Source organism: Jatrophihabitans fulvus (assembly GCF_054781375.1).
In genome coordinates this window covers 716,216-737,549 of record NZ_BAAGUN010000001.1, presented here as the reverse complement: position 1 = coordinate 737,549, position 21,334 = coordinate 716,216, and the positions used below count along the sequence as shown (strand labels likewise).

Annotated in this window: 14 protein-coding genes; 2 read left to right on the top strand and 12 right to left on the bottom strand. The window is 71.3% G+C overall.

The features are described 5' to 3' along the window. Position 1: 1 nt before the first annotated feature. Positions 2-2,659, top strand: a complete 2,658-nt coding sequence (locus ACYVP9_RS03595; RefSeq protein ID WP_460603319.1) for a carboxypeptidase regulatory-like domain-containing protein — start codon at positions 2-4, stop codon at positions 2,657-2,659. Continuing rightward, the gene (locus ACYVP9_RS03590) at positions 2,656-8,964 is read left to right on the top strand and encodes a carboxypeptidase regulatory-like domain-containing protein (protein WP_460603318.1); all 6,309 of its coding nucleotides are present in this window, start codon (positions 2,656-2,658) and stop codon (positions 8,962-8,964) included. The genes ACYVP9_RS03595 and ACYVP9_RS03590 overlap by 4 nt, the downstream gene beginning before the upstream one ends. 71 nt (positions 8,965-9,035) lie before the next feature. Here ACYVP9_RS03590 and ACYVP9_RS03585 read toward each other — a convergent pair whose 3' ends face one another. From ACYVP9_RS03585 to ACYVP9_RS03530, 12 genes are all read right to left on the bottom strand, one after another. After that, positions 9,036-9,758, bottom strand: coding sequence for a hypothetical protein (locus tag ACYVP9_RS03585; RefSeq protein WP_460603317.1), 723 nt, complete (start codon positions 9,756-9,758; stop codon positions 9,036-9,038). Then, positions 9,758-10,354 (bottom strand): phage tail protein, encoded by a 597-nt coding sequence (locus tag ACYVP9_RS03580; RefSeq protein WP_460603316.1) that lies wholly within the window; start codon positions 10,352-10,354, stop codon positions 9,758-9,760. The genes ACYVP9_RS03585 and ACYVP9_RS03580 overlap by 1 nt, the downstream gene beginning before the upstream one ends. Further along, a complete protein-coding gene (locus ACYVP9_RS03575) occupies positions 10,351-12,306 on the bottom strand; it encodes a baseplate J/gp47 family protein (protein WP_460603315.1) in 1,956 nt (651 codons plus the stop codon). The genes ACYVP9_RS03580 and ACYVP9_RS03575 overlap by 4 nt, the downstream gene beginning before the upstream one ends. A 6-nt stretch (positions 12,307-12,312) precedes the next feature. After that, the gene (locus tag ACYVP9_RS03570) at positions 12,313-12,756 is read right to left on the bottom strand and encodes a GPW/gp25 family protein (protein WP_460603314.1); all 444 of its coding nucleotides are present in this window, start codon (positions 12,754-12,756) and stop codon (positions 12,313-12,315) included. Between the two features lie 79 nt (positions 12,757-12,835). Further along, entirely contained in the window at positions 12,836-14,596 is a 1,761-nt protein-coding gene (locus ACYVP9_RS03565; protein WP_460603313.1) for a type VI secretion system Vgr family protein, read from the bottom strand. Further along, positions 14,596-15,345 (bottom strand): CIS tube protein, encoded by a 750-nt coding sequence (locus ACYVP9_RS03560; RefSeq protein WP_460603312.1) that lies wholly within the window; start codon positions 15,343-15,345, stop codon positions 14,596-14,598. Before ACYVP9_RS03560 ends, ACYVP9_RS03565 begins: the two co-directional genes overlap by 1 nt. Further along, positions 15,345-17,714: a hypothetical protein gene (locus ACYVP9_RS03555; protein WP_460603311.1), complete on the bottom strand. Its 2,370-nt coding sequence runs from the start codon at positions 17,712-17,714 to the stop codon at positions 15,345-15,347. Before ACYVP9_RS03555 ends, ACYVP9_RS03560 begins: the two co-directional genes overlap by 1 nt. Beyond that, positions 17,711-18,262 carry a phage tail protein gene (locus ACYVP9_RS03550; RefSeq protein ID WP_460603310.1) on the bottom strand — a complete coding sequence of 184 codons (552 nt, stop codon included), beginning with the start codon at positions 18,260-18,262 and terminating at the stop codon, positions 17,711-17,713. The genes ACYVP9_RS03555 and ACYVP9_RS03550 overlap by 4 nt, the downstream gene beginning before the upstream one ends. A gap of 40 nt (positions 18,263-18,302) precedes the next feature. Further along, positions 18,303-18,479, bottom strand: coding sequence for a DUF6760 family protein (locus tag ACYVP9_RS03545; RefSeq protein WP_460603309.1), 177 nt, complete (start codon positions 18,477-18,479; stop codon positions 18,303-18,305). Positions 18,480-18,493: 14 nt separating this feature from the next. Beyond that, positions 18,494-18,988: a hypothetical protein gene (locus tag ACYVP9_RS03540; RefSeq protein WP_460603308.1), complete on the bottom strand. Its 495-nt coding sequence runs from the start codon at positions 18,986-18,988 to the stop codon at positions 18,494-18,496. A gap of 62 nt (positions 18,989-19,050) precedes the next feature. Then, positions 19,051-19,539 carry a phage tail protein gene (locus ACYVP9_RS03535; RefSeq protein WP_460603307.1) on the bottom strand — a complete coding sequence of 163 codons (489 nt, stop codon included), beginning with the start codon at positions 19,537-19,539 and terminating at the stop codon, positions 19,051-19,053. 46 nt (positions 19,540-19,585) lie between these two features. After that, positions 19,586-21,157, bottom strand: a complete 1,572-nt coding sequence (locus ACYVP9_RS03530) for a phage tail sheath family protein (protein ID WP_460603306.1) — start codon at positions 21,155-21,157, stop codon at positions 19,586-19,588. Positions 21,158-21,334 lie beyond the last annotated feature (177 nt).

The following is a 21,334-nucleotide window of genomic DNA, read 5'->3' as shown; positions in this document are numbered from 1 at the left end:
CATGCGCGTCGATGTGACACCGGACGTCATCGACGTCGCTCCGGGCCGCGAGACGACGGTGATCGTCACCGTCACGAACACGGCCGACATCATCGGCGGCTACGCGCTGCGCGTGCTCGGCGCCGACCCCGGCTGGGTGACGCTGTCCGAGGACTCGCTGTCGCTCTTCCCGGACGAGGTGCGGGCCGTCCAGCTCACCGTCGAGCCGCCGCCGGGCCTCACGGCGGGCACCCGGCGCCTCGCCGTGCAGGTGCGCGAGCTCACCGAGCCCTACGACAGCGTCGTCGCCGACATCGACCTCGTGGTGCCGGCGGTTCCCGACTCGCAGCTGCGCGTCGACCCGCTCGTCTTCGAGGGCGGCAAGCGCTCGAGCTTCAGCCTGCTCGTCGAGAACACCGGCAACACCGAGCTCGACGGCTACCTCAGCGCCTCCGACCCGGAGAGCGAGGTCCAGTTCGAGTTCGAACCGGACCGTCTCGTGCTCGCTCCCGGACAGCACGCCGTCGTCGAGATGCGCGCGCGGGCGAAGCGGCCGTTCTTCGGCTCGCCCGCCGTCCGCTCGCTGTCGGTCTTCGTCGACGACGCGCCGGCCGCCGCCGTCGTCCTCCCGGCGGCCACCGACGACGAGAACGAACGGCAGGCCCTCGCGGGCGCCACGTTCATCCAGAAACCGATCTTCGCGCGCGGGGCCCTGGCCCTCATGGGGTTGCTGGCCGCGGCGACGGTCTTCGCCCTGCTCATCTCGCTCGCGCTGACCAAGCTGGTCGCGCAGAGCGCGGCCGACCGCAACCTCGCGCTGCAGGTCGCCGCCGCCCAGGACTCCCAGAACGACGGGTCCGGCAGCTCGGGGGTGTCCGGCACCGTCCGCCAGCTCACCACCGGAGCGGGCGCCCGCAGCGTCACAGTGAACGTGTACGACGCCTCGGACGCCCAGAACGCGATCGCGTCGACGACGACGAAGCCGGACGGCACCTACGCCGTGAGCGGCCTGGCGGCGGGCAGCTACAAGCTCTCCTTCCGCGGGGCCGGCCTCACCGCGGTCTGGTACCCCGCCTCGGCGACCCCGGACAACGCCTCGGACGTCACGCTCGAGGACGGCAAGGTCACCCAGAACATCAACGTCACGGTCAGCGGCGTCCCGGCGAAGATCAGCGGCACGGTGAGCGGCGACGACGTGGGTGCGGCGACGCTGTACCTCGAGTCCGGCTCGCTCCCGGCGGTCGGCTCGGCGTCCGGCACCGGGCCCGACGCCGGCTCCCGCACCCGGCTGAACGCGCCCGCCACCCCGGGCTCGCCGACGACCTCCGGCGCCGCGGCCCCGGGCGCCGGCGCGGTCGTCCAGCAGGTCCCCATCGGTTCGGACGGGACCTTCACGCTCAGCAACGTGCCCTCGCCCAGCGTGTACCGGCTCGTGGTCGTCAAGGCCGGCTACGCCACCGCCGTCCAGCGCGTCGACGTCGGCGCCGGCGAGGACCGCAAGGGCGTGCAGGTCCAACTGGTCAAGGGCGACGGTCTCATCAGCGGCACCGTGACGGGCGAGGGCCGCAGGCTCGGCGGGGCGAGCCTCGTCGCGACGTCGGGGTCGTCGACCGCCAGCACCGTGTCGGTGACCGGCACCGGCACGTTCGCCCTGCGCGCGCTCGCCACGCCGGCGACCTACACGGTCGTCGTGAGTGCGAAGGGCTTCGGCGCACAGACGCTCAGCCTCAGCCTGACGCAGGGCCAGCACCTGCAGGGCGTCGACATCTCGTTGAGCAAGTCGTCGGCCACCGTCCAGGGCATCGTCACCCTCGCCACGGGCACGTCGTCGCTCCCGCAGGCGGGCTCGCCCGGCGACTCCAACGAGCTCGGCGGCGTCAGCGTGACGATCACCGACGGCACCATCGTGCGCCAGACGACGAGCGCGAGCTCGGGCGCCGGCGTGGGCACGTGGCAGATCCGCGGCCTGCCCCGTCCGGGTTCCTACACCGCGACCTTCTCCCGCAGCGACCTCGAGACCCAGACCATCGCCGTCGCCGTCGACGCGAGCGGTGTCGTCACCGCCGGGTCCGGGACGCTCACCGCGCAGGGCATCCCGGTCGTCATGCGTACCGCCACCGGACGCGTAGCGGGCTACATCAGCCAGGTGAAGGGCACCCGCCACTGCGGCTCCGGCGCGCGGCTCGGCGAGGCCAGCGTGACCCTGAGTTCCGGGTCGTCGTCGTTCGCGGTCACGTCCGCCTCGGTGGGCGACTGCGGCCGGTACGTCTTCGACGCCATCCCGCCCGGCACCTACACCCTGTCCGCCAGCACGAGCACCGGCACGACGCCCACCTCGCGCAGCGTCACCGTCGTCGCGGGCGAGTCGGTGCCGGCGAGCCTCGCCGACATCGTGCTCAACGACCCCGCGTCGGTCACCGGCACGGTCGTCGACGGCAAGAACAAGCCACTGCCGAACTGGACCGTCTTCCTGTACCAGCGCGACCAGTACCCCGGGATCGTGTACCGCAGCAAGCTCACGGACGGGCGGACCGGCGCATTCGCCGTCAACGACGTCGAGGCAGGCCAGTACGTGGTGGCGGTGTCGCCCACGCCCGACCCCGGTGACGCCGTGACCTACAAGCGGGTCACCGTCCGTCCGAGCACCACGTCAACCATCACGGTGAAGGTGAACCGATGACCGGCTCGTTGATCATGCGCGAGCCGGCCGAGCTGCCGCCGGGCGTCCGCCTCCTCGCCCGCGACGGTGTCGTGCGCACCTCCGCCGGCACACCGGCCGGCGCCGGTGTCGTCGTCGTCAACCGTTCGCCGGAACCCCGCGTCATCGCCGTCGCGGTCATGGGTGTCGACGCGTCGTGGCTGCCCGCCCCGATCCGCACCGGCGTCGTCCTGCCGGGCGACTCGGTGACCGCCGAGTTCGCCCTCGAGCCGGCGGCGGGCAGCATGCCCGGCGGTTACGCGTTCGCCGTGACCGTGCAGGCGCTGGACCCGGTGACCGGGCGTGCGATGTCCCCCGCGGCCATCGCCGACGGCACGCTCGTCGTCGACGCGCCCGGACGCGTCGAGGTCGCCATCCGTCCCGCCGAGCAGCAGCGACGGCTCAAGGGACGGCTCAGCGTCGCGGTCACCAACACCGGCGGCACGCCCGAGGACGTCGCGCTCGACGTGCACTCCAGCACGTCACTGCGCTTCCGCCTGCCGCGCTCGGTGCAGGTGGGCCCGGGCCAGACCCGCGTGGTCACGACGCCGGTGCGGGTCCGCCACCGCATGATCGGCGAGGCGGCCCGACACGTCTACACCGTCACCGCGCGCGGATCCGGTGCGGTGAAGAGCGTCGACGGAGCCGTCACCGGCAAGCCCATCTTCGGTCGCACCGGTCCCAAGGTCATCGCCTTCGTCGCGATCATCGCGATGTGGGTCGTCCTGGCCGTCACCTTCATCCCCCGCATCTCCAACACCTTCAGCAGTCCCGACGACGCCGCGAACTCCGCCAGCGCGCTGGCGGAGAAGGGCAGGGACAAGCTGCGGGTCACGAAGTCGGCGACGAGCACGAAGTCCGCCGACGGCACGAAGGACGGCGGGCCCGGCGGTGGGTCGGACGGCGGCGGCGCGCAGCAGGGCGGCGGTGACAAGAAGAACGGCTCCGGCAACGGCGGCAACGGCGGCAACGGCGGCAACGGCGGCAACGACGCCGCCACCGCCTCGGCGACGCCGAAGGTGCAGTTCAGCGGCACGCTGGCCGGCAGCAACCCCGACGGCGTGACCGTCTCGATGCGCCGCACCTCGCTGGTCGACGACCAGCTGCAGGGCGCGAACGGCGTCGGCGTCGACCCCGCCGTGTTCGACGGTGCCGGCAAGATCCCCGAGCAGGCGCTGGCGGTCCCGTCGAGCGTCACCACGACGTCGTCGCGGCCCGCGGCGGCCGGCAGCAACCGGCAGCCGTCCGGCGAGCGCGTCACGCGCACCACCAGCGACGGCGCATGGGCGTTCGCCCGGGTCAGCGCGCCCGGCTTCTACCTGCTGACGTTCTCCAAGCCCGGGTTCCAGGCGCAGCGTTACGTCCTGGACTCGACCAGCGAGGCCGCGACCCAGCCGATGAAGGTCACGCTGCTGCCCGGACAGGGCAAGCTTCGCGGCAAGGTGAACGGACCCACCGGCCCGATCCCCGGCGCCACGATCACGATCACCGACGGCACCACGACCCTGTCGACCAGCTCGAACTCGCAGAGCGACCGCGGTGCCTGGACGGTCACGGGACTGACCACGCCCTCGACCTACCTGGTGACCGCCTCCGCGCCGGGGTACGGCACCGCGTCGGCGCTGCAGAAGATCGGCGCGGGCGGTGAGGGTCGCATCGACCTCACCCTGTCGCGCGACGCCACGACCGTCACCGGCAAGGTGACCGGTCAGGACCTGTCCGGGCTGTCCGACGGGTTCATCCCGGTCGGCGGCGTGACGGTGACCGCCAGCGGCAACGACATCGTGCGCACCTCGACGACGCTCACCGACGCCGACGTCCGCGGCACCTACATCCTTCCGGCGCTGCCGTCGGGCAAGTACGTGTTCACGTTCAGCGCCCCGGGCTACCTCGATCAGACCAAGCAGGTCGAGGTGACGCTCGGTGGCCGCCTCGTGCCCCAGAACGGTGAGCTGTCCGCGTCCGCCGGCATCGTCACCGGCACCGTCACGGGTGTGACCCTGAACGACCAGGGCGACCCCGTCCTCGTCGACGGCCAGAAGTACGTACCGCTCAACGGCGCCGGCGTGATCCTGCAGTCCGGCAGCAACAAGTACAAGGCGACCACCGACAACGGCACGTTCACGGTCACCGGCGTCGCGCCCGGTGACTACACCGTCAGCGCCGAGTACGCGAACCTCGCCACCGCCTATTCGTCGGTGACGGTCAAGGCCGGGTCCGGCAAGGCCGCCCAGGTCCCGGACGGTTCGCTGCAACTGGACGTGCTGCCGCTCGAGGACAACTCGACGATCAGCGGCGTCGTCACCGACTCGCAGAGCCCGAGCGGGCAGATCGACTGCTCGACCTCGGACACGCCGGGGTGCCAGCTGAGCTTCACCCTCATCGACACCAGCCAGCCGCCACCGGCCGCCGAGATCGCGCAGAACGACCCGCGTGCCGCGAAGTACTACGTGCCCATCAACGCCGGCGCGGACGACAGCATGTTCTCCTCGCCCGCGACGAAGAACCCGGCGTCGGACGGTCCCACCCCGTACACGATCAAGACCGACGACAACGGGTTGCCGCCCGGCCAGTACCGCCTCATCATCGGCGCCAACGGGTACCTTCCCGCGTCGGTGACGGTGCGGGTACCGGCCAACGCGCCCGCGGCCGTGCCGCCCGTCGCGCTGATCCGGGCCAACAAGCTCTCCGGAACCCTGGCGACCAGCGGCAGCATCGACGTCGGCCCGAACAACTACACGGACCCGGCCAAGGTGACCCACGCGGACACCACCAACCCCGACGCGGCGACGACGACCGACCAGTACGTCACCTGCGTGTACGTGGTGCCCTCCACCCTCGCGAAGCGGCCGAACCTCGACGGGTGCAAGAAGCCGGCCGACACGGGCACCTGTGTCGCGATCGGCAAGGCCCAGGCGGGTTACAAGGTGGTCGACCCCACCACGAACTCGTGGTCGATCTCCGGCCTGTGCGACGGCACCTACGACGTGTACGTCGTGACGAACAACCCCTGGTACACCCCGCAGAAGCCGGCCGAGCAGACGGTGGCACGCGGGCAGACGGCCGACGTGCCCCTCGACTTCCCGCGCAACGCGACGGTCGTGCTCACCGTTCGCGTGATCGATCCCGACACCGACCTCGACACCTCCACCGGGACCCTGCAGTCGTACCTGCCGAAGGGCAGCGACTGGAAGGCGTACTGCGACGTCACGAGCGCCGACCGCACCACGGTGCGAGCCACGAGGGCGACGCTGGCGGGCAACACGGTCACGGTCGACGGCGTGCCCGTGCCCCCGGGCGGGCAGACGAACTGTTTCGTCAGCACCCGTCCGAACACGGCCCAGTCGGCGGTCCCCACCCTCGACGGGGTGCTGCGCGGACTTCCGGTGCAGGTGAACAAGACCGCCTCCGGTTCGATGGACCTCACCCAGAGCGTCGGCGCCGTGTCGGGCGCGCTGATCGTCGACCGGGAGTCGAAGGCCAACGACCCGTTCGCCGGCGTCCAGGTGACCGTCACCGCGCGACTGCGCGACTCGTCCTCGGGGCAGATCGCGCCCACGCAGAAGACGCTGACGACCGACTCGGCCGGCTGCTTCGCGATCGTCAAACAGGGGACGCCCGTCAACGGCGTCTATCCGCCGCTGAACAGCCCCTGCAGCGCGGCCGCGACCTGGGTCCTGCCGACCACGGCGAATGCCTCGGACCCCGGCAACCTGACGTTGGCGAAGCGCTACGTCACCGTGTCCGTCACCGGCGACCTCGCCTCGGGCGTGCAGCCCTACTCCCAGTCGGTGCAGTTCACCGTCGGCGCCACCAAGACCATCGAGCTGACGCCGCGCGGCAAGTTCGTGACCCCGCCGAATCAGACGACGGGCACCAGCTCGGCGCTGCGGGTGTCGCTCACCGCCAACGGCCAGGCCGTGGAGTCCGACGACGCGACGAAGGTGAAGCTGACCGCGAACAAGGTCTTCCAGGGGCCGGACGACACGACGTCCTTCGATCACGCCGTGGCCGCCTCGGGCGTCTCGGGCATCACCCTGCAGGTGGCCAGCGGCAAGGGCGGCGTGTCGTGGACCGACCCCAAGGTGACGGACGGTTCCGAACGCGCGGCGTCGGGCACCTATCTCATCTCGGTGACTCCCCCGTCCGGCTACGAACTCAAGAGCAGCGACCCCATCTACTTCAGGTGCCCCTTCAGCGCCGCGAGCTGCACCCCGCTGACCATCGAGCTGGTGAGAAAGGCGACCTTCTCCGGCACGGTGACGGGCGTGCTCGGTCAGCAGCGGACGATCGAGGGCAACCCGAACAACAACTACCCGTCCAACCGGCTCGCCAACGCCTCGGTGAGCATCAGGAAGTGCTCCAACGACTTCGATCCGACGGGCGTCACGGGTGCTGCGCTCACCACGCTGATCGCGGACAAGTGCACGGTGGGCAATGCCCTCACCGTCAAGACGAAGGCCGGGGGAAACAACGTCGTCCCGGGATCGTTCGACTTCGGCACGAACCTGACGCCCGGGTACTGGTCGTTGGCCGTCACGGCGACCGGCTTCGGCACGACCTCGACCGACCCCACCGTCGATCCCGTCGTGCCGTCGTACATCAACCTCGTGCCCGGCGCCACGAGCTCCGACTACACCCTGTACGCGACGGCGACCGGTCTGAAGGTCCAGCTGCAGGTCGCCAAGGGCACCTCGGCGGTCAACTACCAGTGCGACGCCGCCCCGGCCGGACAGCCCGACCAGGGTTGCACCGTCACGGTCCGGCGCATCGTCACGAACGTCCTCGCGGGACCGGTGGCCTACGCGAACACGACACCGGCGACGTTCAGCTCGCTGATCCCCGGCGAGTACGAGGTCACGGTCAAGGGGCCGCTGATCGACACCACCACGCAGCGCAGCTACACGCTGGTTCCTGCCGCATCGACGGCGACGGCCACCCTCAACATGACCGTCACCCCGACGGCGAACATGCTGCAGGGATCGGTCCTGGGGCCCAAGGGCTCCCAGACGATCCCCCTGAACGACGTTCCGGTCGAGATCGGCAAGCTGACCCTCAAGGCCGACGGCTCCGTCGACAAGTTCACCGTCGCGGAGGACAACAACGGCGACCCGCTGGTGACCAGGACCAGCAGTTCCAGCGGCGCGCCGGGCAACTTCCGGTTCGACAACGTGACGTCCGGCTCGTACGTGGTTCGCTACAACGCGCCCAAGAGCGACAACGGCAAGTACGACGCGCTTCCCGGTTACCTGCAACCGGACACGTACGCGGTCGTGTCGACCGGCGGCAGCGGCGTTCCCGTCACCGTGCCGCCCGTGACGCTGCAGCGCGTCAAGCATGCGGTCAGCATCTCGATCGACGTCGGCTCGACACCGGTGCCGATCACCGACGTCAGCCTGGTGTCGTCCGTCGACGGCACGCTGGCGCCGACCAGCGGCCCGGCGTCCGGTGCCACCGGCAAGCTCACCTACACGTGGGCGCAGGTCCTCAGCGGCACGTGGTCGCTGAAGGTACGGCTCCCGGTGGGCCACTACGGCGCGCTGAGCGGCGGCAAGTCCCTGGACGCGTGCCCGCAGGCCGCCAGCCCGTCCGGCACCGGCAAGCAGGTGCTCTGCACCGACGACGGCATCGTGGTGAGCGGCGACCCCAAGGGCAGCGACACGTCAGAGGCCTACACCCTCACCGAGGTCGGCTTCCCGGTGAACGTCGCGGTCACCGCCGCGTCGGGCACCCGGCCGGGCTTCGCCCCCGCGCCCCCGACGACCGTTCCGGTCACGATCACCGACGGCGCCGGCACCACGGTGTTCAGCGGCTCGGTGACGCCGGGGGTCACGTCGACGACGCCCGCCTTCTGGGGACGTAAGTCGACCACGTACACCGCCGAGCTGCCCGACTATCCCGCGTTCACGGCGAGCGGCCTCACCTTCATGAACACGCCCGGCGGCGCGATCACGCTGACCGAGCAGAAGGGTTCGCAGAAGTTCACCGGCACCGCGACCCCGTCCGCGGGCACGAACCCGACCTACTCGGCGGCGACGTACAAGGTGACCGACCCCGCCGGCACGGTGTCGTCGGCCGTGAACCTCACGGTGAAGGCGGACGGCACGTACACGTTCACCCTGAACAACCTCTGGCTGACCGCGAGCGACACCTCGAAGTACACCGTCGAGGTGACGATGTCCTGCACCACCGGCACGACGACCAAGACGACCACGACGCTGACGGGCACCCAGCAGTTCTCGATGCCGACCACGAGTCCGGACGACCAGACGGTCGACGCGAAGTAGTCGCACCGCGGATGTGACGAAGGCCCGGCGGGGAGATCCCGCCGGGCCTTCGTCGTACGTCGGTGCGCCGATCAGGTGTGGATGACACCCGTCAGGAACAGGGTGAGCAGCACGCCGACCACCGCGAGCGAGCCGACCGCGAGCCAGATCGCCCACCAGGCGATGTCCCGCGGCACCTCGGGCTCGGGGGGCGGCGGCGGCAGGTAGGGCGCGGGCGCCGGGGGCGGCGGTGGCGCGATCACCCGCATCGGGCTGCCGCAGCGGGCGCAGGTCTCGGCGCTGACGAGGTTCAGCTCGGCGCAGTGCGGGCAGGCGCTGTGCGCGAGCTTCGTGCTGCCCCCGGTGCCGGGCAGCCGGCGCAACGTGTCGGCGGCCGCCTCGTTGCGGTCGCGCTCGTAGCGGCTGGGCGTCCAGAACAGGGGGTAGTCGCAGCGGGAGCAGAAGTCCTCCGCGTCGCGCCGGTTCAGGTTCACCGACTGCTGCGCTCCGCACTCGGGGCAGGTGATGCGCTCGTGCCGGCCCTCGAAGTCGGACGCGGCCGTGCGCGCGGCGAACAGGTCGGCCTGCGTCGCGTCCGGACCCGGCGTGGGCCGCCAGCCGGACGGCTGCTGCGGAACCTCGACGGACATCGGCGCCTGCTCGGTCGCGTACGGCGGGTAGTCCATGAGCGCGCCGTAGCTGGACGGCTGCTCCTCCTCCCGCGGCTGCGGCAGCGCCCGGGCCGACTCCGTCGGCGGCCGGTCGGCGTACGTGTCCGACGTGCCCCAGACGTCCGTCCGATCAATGTCGTTCATCACGCGTCCTCCGCGTCCTCGTTCGACCGCCACACGATCCGCTCGCCCACGTACAGCACGGCGCGCACGTGAGCGGGCACCTCGTCGCGCACCAGCTCGACGAAGTCCTTCTCGGGCATCCAGCCGGTCGAGCGCACCGACATCACGACCCACGCCGTGTTGTCGGGCGCGTCGCCGTCGACCCACACTCCCCCGCCGTCGCGGACGCTGACCGGACCGCCGCTGGCGAGCTCGAGGAAGCGTGCGAGTCCCTGCGGGGTGCCGCGCCAGGTGAGCGTCTCGGCCGCGCTGCGCACGATGCGCCGCTGCAGCTCGACGGGCAGTTCCGGGTCGACCGACGCGCTGCCGATCCACGAACCCAGGTAGCGCACGAGCGCGTCGGGCGCGACCGCGACGTCGAGGATGTTGTCGACGTTGTCGGCGTCCTCGAGCAGCGTGCTGCCGAGGTCCTGGAAGATGCGGACGAAGCGCACGAAGAAGTCGCTGTCGAGCATGCCGACGGGCAGCTGGTCGAGCATCCACGACTCGCTGCGCCGGGCGCGCGGGCGGCTCGTCGGCACCGGCGCGCGGCCGCCGCGGGGAACGAGCGAGTTCATCGCACGACCACCTGGTGCGGGGCCGACATGAACAGCGAGTGGCGGTCGAGCCTGATGACGTCCTTGGCCGCGCCGAGGCGCTGCTCGGTGCGCAGGTCGTACTCGAACAGCAACAGCTCGTCGACCCGCTCGACGCCTTCGACGGACTCGACCAGCTGCGACACGCGGGCGCTGGTGATGTCGACGTCGAACGGCCACCCGGTGCCGTCCGGACCGCCGGTGAGCGGGTTGACGTAGCGGTGCAGCGCGTCGACGATGCGCTGCTGCACGAGCGCGGTCGGACGGCCGGGCGAGGCGTGCACGAGGGCGACGACCGAGACGCCCTGGTAGTACGGCGTGCCGACCTCGACGGCGGTGCCGACCAGGCGGTGCTCGTCCAGGTGCTCGCCGATGTGGCGCAGCAGCGGCGCCGACAGCGCGAAGTCGTCGATGGTGTGGCGGACGGCGTCGCCGCGCACCTGCGGCACGACCAGCATGCGCACCGACCCGTGGTCGCGCGACGCCGGCAGGCACCGGGCCCGGGCGACCTCGACGGACGACTCCAGGGTGAGCCGCTCGTAGTCGCCGGCGGTGACGGCGCGCTGCCCGGTGCGCAGCGTCAGCGGCGCACGGACCTTCGCCTCGCCGACGGTCTCGGCATCGACGCCGCCGGTCGCGTTCGCGAGGTTCACCGCGCTGCGCACGAACGGCACCGTCGAGCGCATGACCGTGAGGGTGCGGGCACCGACGTTGCCGGCCGCTCCCCCGCCGTGGCGGTAGCCGGTCACGCGGATCTCGGCGCCGTCGCGCGGCACCGCGCCGTGCTGCTTCACGGCGCCGTCGGGGTAGCGCACCCGCGGGCCGAAGCGGACGACACCGCTGGCGTTGTCCCAGGTGTAGTGCCGGTCCTCGGGTCCCGACTGCGAGAAGTCGTCGACCTCGGTCCAGGCGAAGACCGCCTCGCCGTCGACGACCTCGACGTGCTCCTCGAGGCTGCGCGGCAGCACCGGCGCGCTCGAGACGGTGAACGACTGGGCGGGACGGCCGTCGCTCGCGCCGAGCAGCTCACCGGCGATGTTCTCGGAGTGCTCGGCTCGGACCGTGCCGCCCAGCATCTCGGCCTCGACGGCGCGCACGCGCGGCGACATCGCGTACGTCGGCTGTCCGGGCTGGGAGCTGCGCAGCCGCACCCGAAGCCAGTAGGCGGACATGTTGCCGACGGTCAGCAACTCGTGCTCGACGGGAATCAGCAGGACGATCTCGCCGGCGCGGTTGAGTCCGCCGGTGGTGTCCTCGGTGACCTGGCACGTCAGCCACGCCTCGCCGTTCCAGACCTCCCACGCGAGCGGAGGGTTGCGCGGGTCGACGCCGATGCCCTCGGCCTCGGCCTCGAACGACAGGCGCATCGCGCCCCCGGCGAGGCTCTCGGCGAAGGCCAGCAGGAACGCGTCCCCCGCGGTCAGCTGCGGCGACGCGAAACAGGCCGCGCCGCGCGGGTTGTAACGGACCTCGTCCCACACGTCGGTGGCGCGGCCGCCGTCGGCCGTGGTGGTCATGGCGCCGACCAGCTTCGGCGGCGCGATGACCAGGTCGTGTGCCGTCGTGAAGATGACGGCGTCCGGGCTGCCGCTGCTCGCCCCGGCCGTCGTCATGACCTGGGTGCCCGACGGCACGACGACCGGGGTGTCGAGCACGGCCGACAGCCAGAAGGTGATGTCGACGCGCGCCACCGACGGCGGGAACGGCTCGATGCCGATCATGTTGAGGAAGTGCGTGTAGAGCCGCTCGGGCACCTGGTTGACGCGGAAGAGCACCATCTCGCTCATCCACGCGAACAGTTCGATCAGCGCGACGCCCGGGTCGGAGACGTTGTGGTTCGTCCACTCCGGGCAGTACTGCGGGATCAGGCGCTTGGCCTCGTCGACGATGTCCTGGAAGCGGCGGTCGTCGAGATCGGGGGCGGGCAACGGCATGGCGACCTACTCCTCGTGCGGAATGACGTAGAACGGGAAGACGAGGTTGTGGGGCTCGTTCGTGTCGCGCATCGTGTAGGCGACGTGGATGTTGACGAGCGACGCGTCGTCCTCGTCGCCGAACGGTGTCACCGACTCGATCTCGACCCGCGGCTCCCACTGCCCGAGTGCGTCGAACACGGCGTGCGCGATGCGGCCGAACAGCTCCGGCGTGACCGGCTCGAACAGCAGGTCCCAGATCTCGCAGCCGAAGCGGGGACGCATCAGCCGCTCACCGGGCGCGGTCGACAGGATGATGCGCATCGAACGCTCGACGTCCTCGTCCGTCGACGTCAGCCGGATCGATCCGGTGTGGTCGACCTCCATCGGCCAGTAGAACCCGCGGCCGACGAAGGACGTCTCGATGCTGCCCGGATCCCCCGGGCGGATGGGGAAATTGCTCTCGCTCATCGACGTCCTCGCTCCGCTCCGGGCGCCGACGAGGCTCCGAGCGCGCTGTATCCCCTGTTCGCTTCGCAAGCTTCGCTCATCAGTTGATCGACACCACCGCTCCCTTGATGGTGAGCGGACCGCTCGCCTCGACCGATCCGACACCCTGGGCCTTCACCGACACCTGTGCGCCCTCGAACGCCGCCGTGCCGGTGCCCTTCGCCTGCAACTGCGCGCCCTCGAGCTTCAGGGCCGCCTTGGCCTTGATGGTGACGTTGGTGCCCTCGATGGTGATGTCGCCGCTGTTGCTGATGTCGAACTTCGAACCGCCGGCCTTGATGGTCAGCGGCGTGCCGTTGGTGACCTCGATGTCGAAGCGGTCGGCACCGACGCGGATCCGGTGTTCCTTGGTGCCGAGTTTGAGCAGGACGTGCTGCTCGGACGGCTGGTCGCCGTCGGCGAACTCGACGATGTGGTTCTTGCGCGAGGCGATGCGGCGGTAGTTGACCTTGCCGTTCGCGACGTACTTCGCACCGTTGGGCAGGGTGTTCGACTTGCTGAACAGGCCACCCAGCACGACCGGACGCCGGGTGTCGCCGTGCTCGAAGCCGACCAGCACCTCGTCCTTGACCTCGGGGTAGAAGACCGCGCCGCGCGCCTTGCCGCCGCCGAGCGTGACCACACGCGCCCACGGGCTCTCGACGTCACCGTCGATGCCCGCGTACTTGACCTTCACCCGGCCGGCACCGTCGGGATCGTTGGCGTCGGTGACCACGGCGACGACGAGGCCCGACACGGCGAAACCGGGGTCGGCGGCCTTGGGCGCCAGCGTGTCGACCAGGCCCGCGGGGCGGCGCGGACCGCACTCGAACTTGGTCAGGAACCGCCCCTTGAACCAGGTGTGCTCGACGCCGGTGACCAGGTACTTGCCCGACAGCGGGCCCGCCTGCGCGACCGACACCGTCTCGCCCGGCTTGAGGCGGCTGTCGACCGCGCACTGCCCCTTGGCGACGACCGCGGCGGAGCTCCACTCCTCGAACATGGCGTCGGCCATGGTCTTGGCCTCGCCCGCGGTGAGCGCGGGACGGTCGGCGACGGACGTCGCCGACTTGGTCAGCGTTTTGGCGGGCTTGGCGCCGAGGTAGTCGGCCACGAAGGCCGGCGGGTTCATCGTCGTGCTCGCCGGGTTCTTGTCGGTGAAGTCCTTCTGCTGGTCGGGGTTCCACCCGACCACGCTCACCTCGGTCGGGCGCAGGCCCGAGGCGCGGACGGTGAACGAGTCGAGCTCGCTGCCGAAGTCGAGCGTCGCCACCGGCGAGCCGAGCTTGAGCTTCTTGGCGACGAGCGTCTTGTTCTCGTCGACGAACCAGCTGAAACCGAGCCGCTCGCAGACGGAGTTGAGGAACTCGAGGTCGGTGCCGGCCTGCAGCAGGTACTCCATGGTCATCGTGCTGCTGCCCAGCTCCGGACGCAGCCCGTGACGGCTGCACACGCGCTGCAGCGCGGCGGTGTAGGACCCGTTGAGGTACGTGGTCACCTGCGTGCCGCGCATGAGCTTGAAGGCGGCGTCGTCGGCGACGACGGTGAACTGCGGCGCGGCCTGGCTGTCCAGGTCGAGGTTCACGCCGGTGACCGTGCCCTCGAAGAGGGTGCCGCCGCCGGGCTCGCTGACCTTCACGTCGCTGCCGAGGGTGAACTGGTCGCCGGCCGACAGCCCGTAGCCGAGGTCGACGAAGCGCAGCGTCGCGCGGCCGACGAGGCCGACGGACCGTTCGATGCGCAGCGAGCGCAGCGCGCTGAGCCACTGCGGGGCGAGCTTGGTGCGTCCGCAGGTGACGACCGGGTCGAGATCGCTGGTCATTACGCTCCTGGCTCCGGGATCGCCAGGGCCATGCCGGGACGCAGCCCGAGGGGGTCCTCGATGCCGTTGGCGACGGCGAGGGTGCGCCACTGCGTCGAGTCGCCGTAGTAGCGCGCGCTGATGCGGTCGAGCGTCTCGCCTCGCTGCACGCGGTGGATGTGGTGGGGCGCGGGCGTTCCCGAGGTGGGGTTCTGGCGCGTGTACGCGTCGTCCGGGCCGGCCTGCGTCAGCGTCAGCTGCACGCGTGCCCGCAGCGGGACGCCCGTGCTCGAGAAGAACTCGAAGGTGACGGTGGCGCTCTCTATGAACGCCCACCACGACACCTCCTTGCCCCAGCCGAACTTCACGCGGGGCGGGCGGGTGATCGTCGCCGACTCCCCCGGCTTGGCGCCCTTGCGCTTCGGCGCCGGGTAGGAGACCGGCTTCATCGCCGCGAAGATCTTCGCCGTGTACTTCGTGACCGGCTTGTCCCGCTCGTCGGTCGTGTCGAACAGCAGGTTGAGGCTCAGCGTCGCGGCCTTGGTGCTGTCGAGCGTCTGCTCCTCGACGGTCTTCATCTTGTGGGTGTTGGCGGGCTTGCCGTCGGCACCCATCTGCGCCGTGTCGGCGGCGGCCGCCGCCGACTGGAAGGAGTTCGACTTCGACACGCTGTAGGTGTCGGGGTTGAACTGGCAGACGATCTTCTGGTTCTTCTCGCTGCTCTTGGTCTTCTCGATCTCGAGGTACGCCTTGATCACGTTGTCGCTCATCAGAACACTCCCGGGTTGTGGCGGCGGCCGCGGCGTTCGAGTTCGTCGACGACGCGCGCCTCGAGACGCTCGACCACCTCGGTGGCCAGCACCTCCATCGCGTCCGCGTCGTTGAGCAGTGCCTTGACGACGTCGACCGGGTCGACGACCGGCCCGGGCTGCACTCCCGGCGATGACGAGTCCTTGACGATGCGCAGTCGCTGCTGACCTTCGGGCATGTCGCCTCCTGTCGGCGCGATCTCCTGGCTCGGCGGCGCCTCGGCCGCGGTCGCCGACTCCGGCGACCGTGCGATCGCCTGCGACATCTCCTGGACGATGTCGACCAGCGAGCGACGCAGCGCGCCGGTGGAACTGCGCACCATGCCGTCCGGAATGCCCGGGCCGCCCGACGAGGACGGCAGGTCCAGCGGGGTCTCCGGGCGCCGGATGCTCACCGGCGGCGGCGCGGGCAGGTGCGACGGGCCCTGCCGCGGCGCGACGGGCGTGATGAGCGAGCGCCGGGCGAAGGCCTCGGCGAGCGAGCCGGCCGAGGCCGGCGTGCCCGCCACCGGACGGCGCACGGGCCCGGTGGCAGCGGGGTTCGCGACGGTCTGGGCACGCCGCGCGGGCACGACCGGCGGCGCGGTGGGCGCGGACTCGCGACGGGCGGCCGGAGCCGGAGCGGTGGCCGGGGCGGTCGAAGCGGCACTGCGGCGCACCTCGGCGCGGCGCTGCGCCGCGGCCAGCGGGCTGCGGCGGGCCGAGGCGGGCACCGGCGGCGCCGCGGCCGGGATCGGCACGGTCGTCGGCGGCGCTGCCGGACGGGGCGCCCCGGCCACCGGGACCTCGTCGGACGGCGCGAACGCGGTCGCCAGCGGCGCCGTGCTGCGCCGCACGGGCGCGTCGTCGCCGACCGGTGCGGCGAGCAGGTCGGTCATGCCGAGCGTCCGGGCGCGCTCGGGGGCACCGGCGCGTGTGGTCGCCTTGGGCCCGCCGTGCTTCTGCAGCGGGGCCGCGGCGACCGGACGCTGCCGCGCCCCGGGCAGCCACCCGTGACCGGAGGTCAGCGAGGGCAGCACGCTCGTGGCCAGCGCGGGCCGCACGGCCTCGGCGCCCCTCGCGAGCGCGGGCAGCGGACGTCCGGTGGCCAGCGCCAACCCGGTCGGGGCGATCGAACGCCGCCGCAGCGGCGCCGCGACGGCGGCCGGCGTGCGGGGCGCAGCTGCCGCAGGTGCCGACGGGAGCCCCGTCGGCGACGCTGCCGCCGGCGAAGCTGCCGCCGGTGAAGAGGCCGCCGCCGACGCTGCCGTCGGCGAGGGAACCGCCGGCGAGGAAGCCGTCGGCAGTGCCGCGGCCGCGCGGTGGCGGCCCCGCGCCGCGGGGGCGGGGGCGGCCTCGCGGGCCGCGCGGGTCATCGGCACGACGGGTCCGGACAGCCGGGTGGGCGCCGCGGACGGCTGCGTCGCCGGCGCGACCGTGTAGCCGGCGCCGACCATGCGGCGCAACGGCTCGGCGGCACCGCGGCGGTCGTCGAGCGCGCGGGCGGCGACCGGGGTGGCGTCGGGCGCGACGAGGGCGAGCGGGCGCACGCCCGTCCGCATGCCGCCGTCGGGCCCGGTGCGGGGCGTGCGGGCGCTGGCCAGGCGCGACACCCGCTCGGCGCGTCGGCGAGGCGGCGCCGGCGGGGCGGCGGGAGGCGCCGGCGTGGTCTGCGCGACGGGCGGCGTGGCCGCAGGCCCGGGGGCCGGCGGGGCGGACGGCGCGCCCGCAGGCGCGGGAGCCTGCGGCGCGGCCGCAGGCGCGGAAGCCTGCGGCGCGGACGGCGCGGACGACGCGGACGGCGCTGACGACGCGGACGCGGTGGGGCCCGACGCGCGGCGCGGCGGCACGGCCGGCGTCGCCGCCGCGGCCGCGGCCGAGGCCGAGCGCCGGATGGTGACGGCGTTGAGCTTGGTGCGGTCCTGGGACACGAGCATCGGTCCCGCGGCCTGCACGGCGTCGACGCGGCGCACGGGCACGACCTGCGCCTTGAGGCTCTCGACGATGCTGCCGGGCGTCCAGCTCTGGTCGTTGTCGACCCGGCGGACGGCGCGCGCGAGCCCGCGCCTCGGCACCGGCGGCGGCTCCGGCGCCGCCGGGGCGAGATCGGGGTGCCACCAGCGCGGAGGGCTGGTGTTGGCGGTGCGGTACGACGGCACCGTCAGCACCTGTGGGCCGCGCAGCGCGCGGCGGGTCACGGTGGGACGGGCGAGGCCGGTGGAGAACCGGCGCGTGGCCGAGGCCAGGCTGCCGATGGGAGCCGGGCGGGGGCCGAGACGGACGGGCGGGCCGGGCAACCGCAGCCGGTGCGCGGCCCGCGGGCCGAGGCTCGACGGCTGCGGGTCCGTCATCGCAACATCGCCTTGGCGGCCTTCGCGTTACGCGGCAGGAAACCGGGGCGCGGCGTGTCGAAGGTGTTGAACTCGAGGCCGTGGTGCGCGATCTCGAGCTCCTCCTCGAGCTGCGTCTGCTGGCCGACGGCGAACTCGGGGCCGCGCCAGCGCACCGGGGTGGCGTCGATGAGTTCCCACGACCGCAGCCGGCGGTAGTTCTCGGTGAGCGCGGTGATGGCCCCGGTGAGGCGCTGCGTCTTCGGCTTCGAGTCGCTGGATCCCGAGGCGGTGTACCTGGCCTCGGAGTACTTCTGCAGCCACTTGGCCATCTCGTCGCTGTGGGTCAGACCGCGGCGCAGCGTGATGTTGCTCCACGTGGTGCGACCGGGCAGCTTCTCGACGTAGCGGTTCTGGCCACCCTCGGCGACGTCGATGGTGGTCATGTTGAACTCGAGGCCCTTGACCTCCTTGAAGATGCCGATCTCCAGGCCGTCGAGCTCGAACAGGAAGAACGTCGCGACGGCCGGGTCGCCGCCGTTCAGCAGCAGGAAGCTGGTGCCGATCATCGTCGTCCTCCGTGCGGTTGTGCGGTGACTTCAGCGGTGACTACTGGGCGTACTCGCGGACGGTCTGCCACGCCCGGTCGTTCAGGTTGGCCACCGCGCGCACCATGCGCACCCGGTCGAGGTGCTCCAGGTCGAGCAGGGTGTCGAGCGGCCAGTGCAGGTGGTAGGCGAGGTACGCGATCTCCTGCCAGATCGCGTCCGTGGGGTAGCGCATCATCGCCGACTACCCGATCAGGACGACTCGCGCCGGATCTCCTCGATCGCGGCGCGGATCGGCGGACGGGCCGCGGGCGGCGCGTCCGGCTCGGGCTCCTCCTCGGCCGGCGGCTCCGGCTCGGCGGCGGGGGCGGGGCGACCCGCAGGTGCCCCGCCACCGCCGACGAGCGACGTCTCCGCCTGGGAGCGCATGAGCTCCTCGTAGTCGGCCTGGGTACCGAAGTTGATCACGCCGTAGAAGTCCTGGAGGAACGCGAGGTCGACCGCGAACAGGTTCTCGATGTCGTGGTCGGTGACGAGCTCCATCGACCCGAGTCGGGTGATGACCCGGGCGAGCACGAGGATCGTGAGACGTGGATCCTCGGGCCCGGAGATGGTCGGGTCGCGCAACGGGTCGAGTTCGTCGCGAGCCGTCGCCAACCGCATGGTGCCGTCGGTGTGCAGCTGGCCGGTGTGGTCGACATAGCCGCGGGGCAGCGTGAACTCGTAGCTGGTGCGCAATCCGGTCATCGGTGACTCTGTGACTTCCTCTGTGACTGGGTGTGCTTCGGTGCCGTGCCGTGCGGGTTGGACTAGTGAACCCGCTCGATGCGCTCGACGACCATGGTGATCGTCTCCTTCATCGGCTCGTTCGAGTCCGTGGTCATGGCGTCCGTCGCGATCTTGCTCGGCCAGCCCTTGAAGAAGTTGAAGCGACCGACCTCGGTGAACGCGCCGTCGTAGAGCACGATCGAGCCGTCACGACGGAACGCCGAGGCGCGGCCGCCGACCATGCCCAGCTTGCGGATGTCGAGGAACCACTTCCACAGCTTGTCCTCCTGAGCCTTCAGGGGGGCCATGCGGGTGATGGTGATGTCGTTCGACTTCAGCTGGCCACCGAGGGTCTTGATGTGCTGCTGGATCGCGCCCGCGCCGTTCTGCGCGACGGACACGACGTCGAGCTCGACCTCGAGGCCGGACACACCCGAGAGGACGAACTTGTCCAGGTTCGGGATGTCGAGATAGAAGTTGCGCGCGACGATCGGGTCGTACGCGATCAGTTCGTTGACGTAGCCGGACATGTTTCCTGCTCTCCGAGATTCGGGTGGTGGTGGGCGTCCGGGCCGATCAGCCCGCGACCTGCTTCTGCTGGCTGATGCGGAACACGACGAACTCGGCCGGCTTGACCGGCGAGATGCCCACCTCGACGACGAGCTTGCCCTCGTCGATCGACTCCGGCGGGTTGGTCTCGGCGTCGCACTTCACGTAGTACGCCTGGTCGGCCGAGACACCCGCGAGGGCGCCGGCGCTCCACAGGCCGCGCAGGAAGCCGTTCAGCGTCCGCTTGACGCCCTCCCACAGGGTCATGTCGTTCGGCTCGAAGACGGCCCACTGCGTGCCCTCGGAGATCGTCCGCTCGATCATGTTGAACAGCCGGCGGACGTTCACGTAACGCCAGTCGGAGTCGGACGACAGGGTGCGGGCGCCCCAGATGCGGATGCCACGCGTGCCGAACGGACGGATGCAGTTGATGCCGATCGGGTTGAGCAGCGACTGCTCGTTCTGGGTGATCGCGCGCTCGACGTCGAGGACGCCGCGGATGGTGTCGTTGGCCGGGGCCTTCCACACACCGCGCTCCTCGTCGGTGCGGGCCCACACGCCGGCCACGTGGCCCGACGGCGGCACGAAGACCTCGGCGTTGCCGTTGGTGCCGATCGGGTTCTCGACCTTGATCCAGGGGTAGTAGAGCGTCGCGTACGCCGAGTCGTACATGGCGACGTCCGAACGCCACTCCTTGATCTGCTGCGGCGTCATGCCGGGAGGCGCGTCGAGGACGGCCATGCGGTTGCCGTTCTGCTCGCAGTGCGAGATCAGCGCGGTCTGGACGGCTTTCCAGAGGTTGAGGTCCAGCGAGCCGTCGTCCTTGGTGGCGGCGGTGACCAGGTCGGGGACGATCACCATGGTGACGTCCTCGGCGATCGCGAGGCCGTTGATGCCGGCGCGCGAGGACTCGGAGCCGGCGAACTTGCGGCCGGTGACCGGCACCGGGACGGGTGCGGCCTTCTCGAGGTCGTAGCGGCCCGGCTTGAGCAGTTCGAGCTGGTTCGAGACGTCGGCGTTCTTGTCGAGGTCGAGCTCGACCTTCACCTTGGTCGAGGTCTTGTTGACGGTCGACTTCACGTCGTTGCTGCCACCGAAGCCGAGGCCCGGGTACTGCTCGACGACCTGGCCGTTCTCGATGACGGTCAGCGTGAAGGTCGCGGGACCGTCGGTGTCGTCGTCGGCGGTGTCGTCGGTGTCGATGGCGATCGAGATGTCGGCGTCGGCGTCGATGCTCTCGATCTTCAGCGGCTGGCCGAGCGCGCGGTCGGAGGCCGGGAGCGCGCGGCGCGCGGGCTCACCCGACGGGTCGGTGTTCGGGATGCGGACGATGTAGGCGATGGCGCCGCCGTTGGCGAAGTAGCCGTAGACGGACATCGGCAGAACGCAGTTCTCTGCGAAACCGCCGAAGAGGGCCTCGAACTGGGACCAGCTGGTCACCAGGCGGGGCGCGACACCCTGCGGGTCGTTGGGGTCGTCGGTGGGTGCCTTCTCGGTGAAGCCCACGAACGCCGCGATGGCCGTCGGGGACGCACTGAGGCTCTTCTGCGAAGAGGGGACCTCTTCGACGTAGACACCCGGCGCGGCATACGTGGGCATGAACTACTCCGATCGGACGGTAGGGAGTGTTAGGGCCGTGCAAAGTTTTGAAGATCCGGCCGAAGGGTATACCGGGCCTTCACAAAAAGGCACCGCCCCGAACGTCCCTGTTTTTTCCGGTCCGACGACAGCATCGGACTCGCTGCGGAGGACCAAAGACCCTGGGCTGCAGGCCCG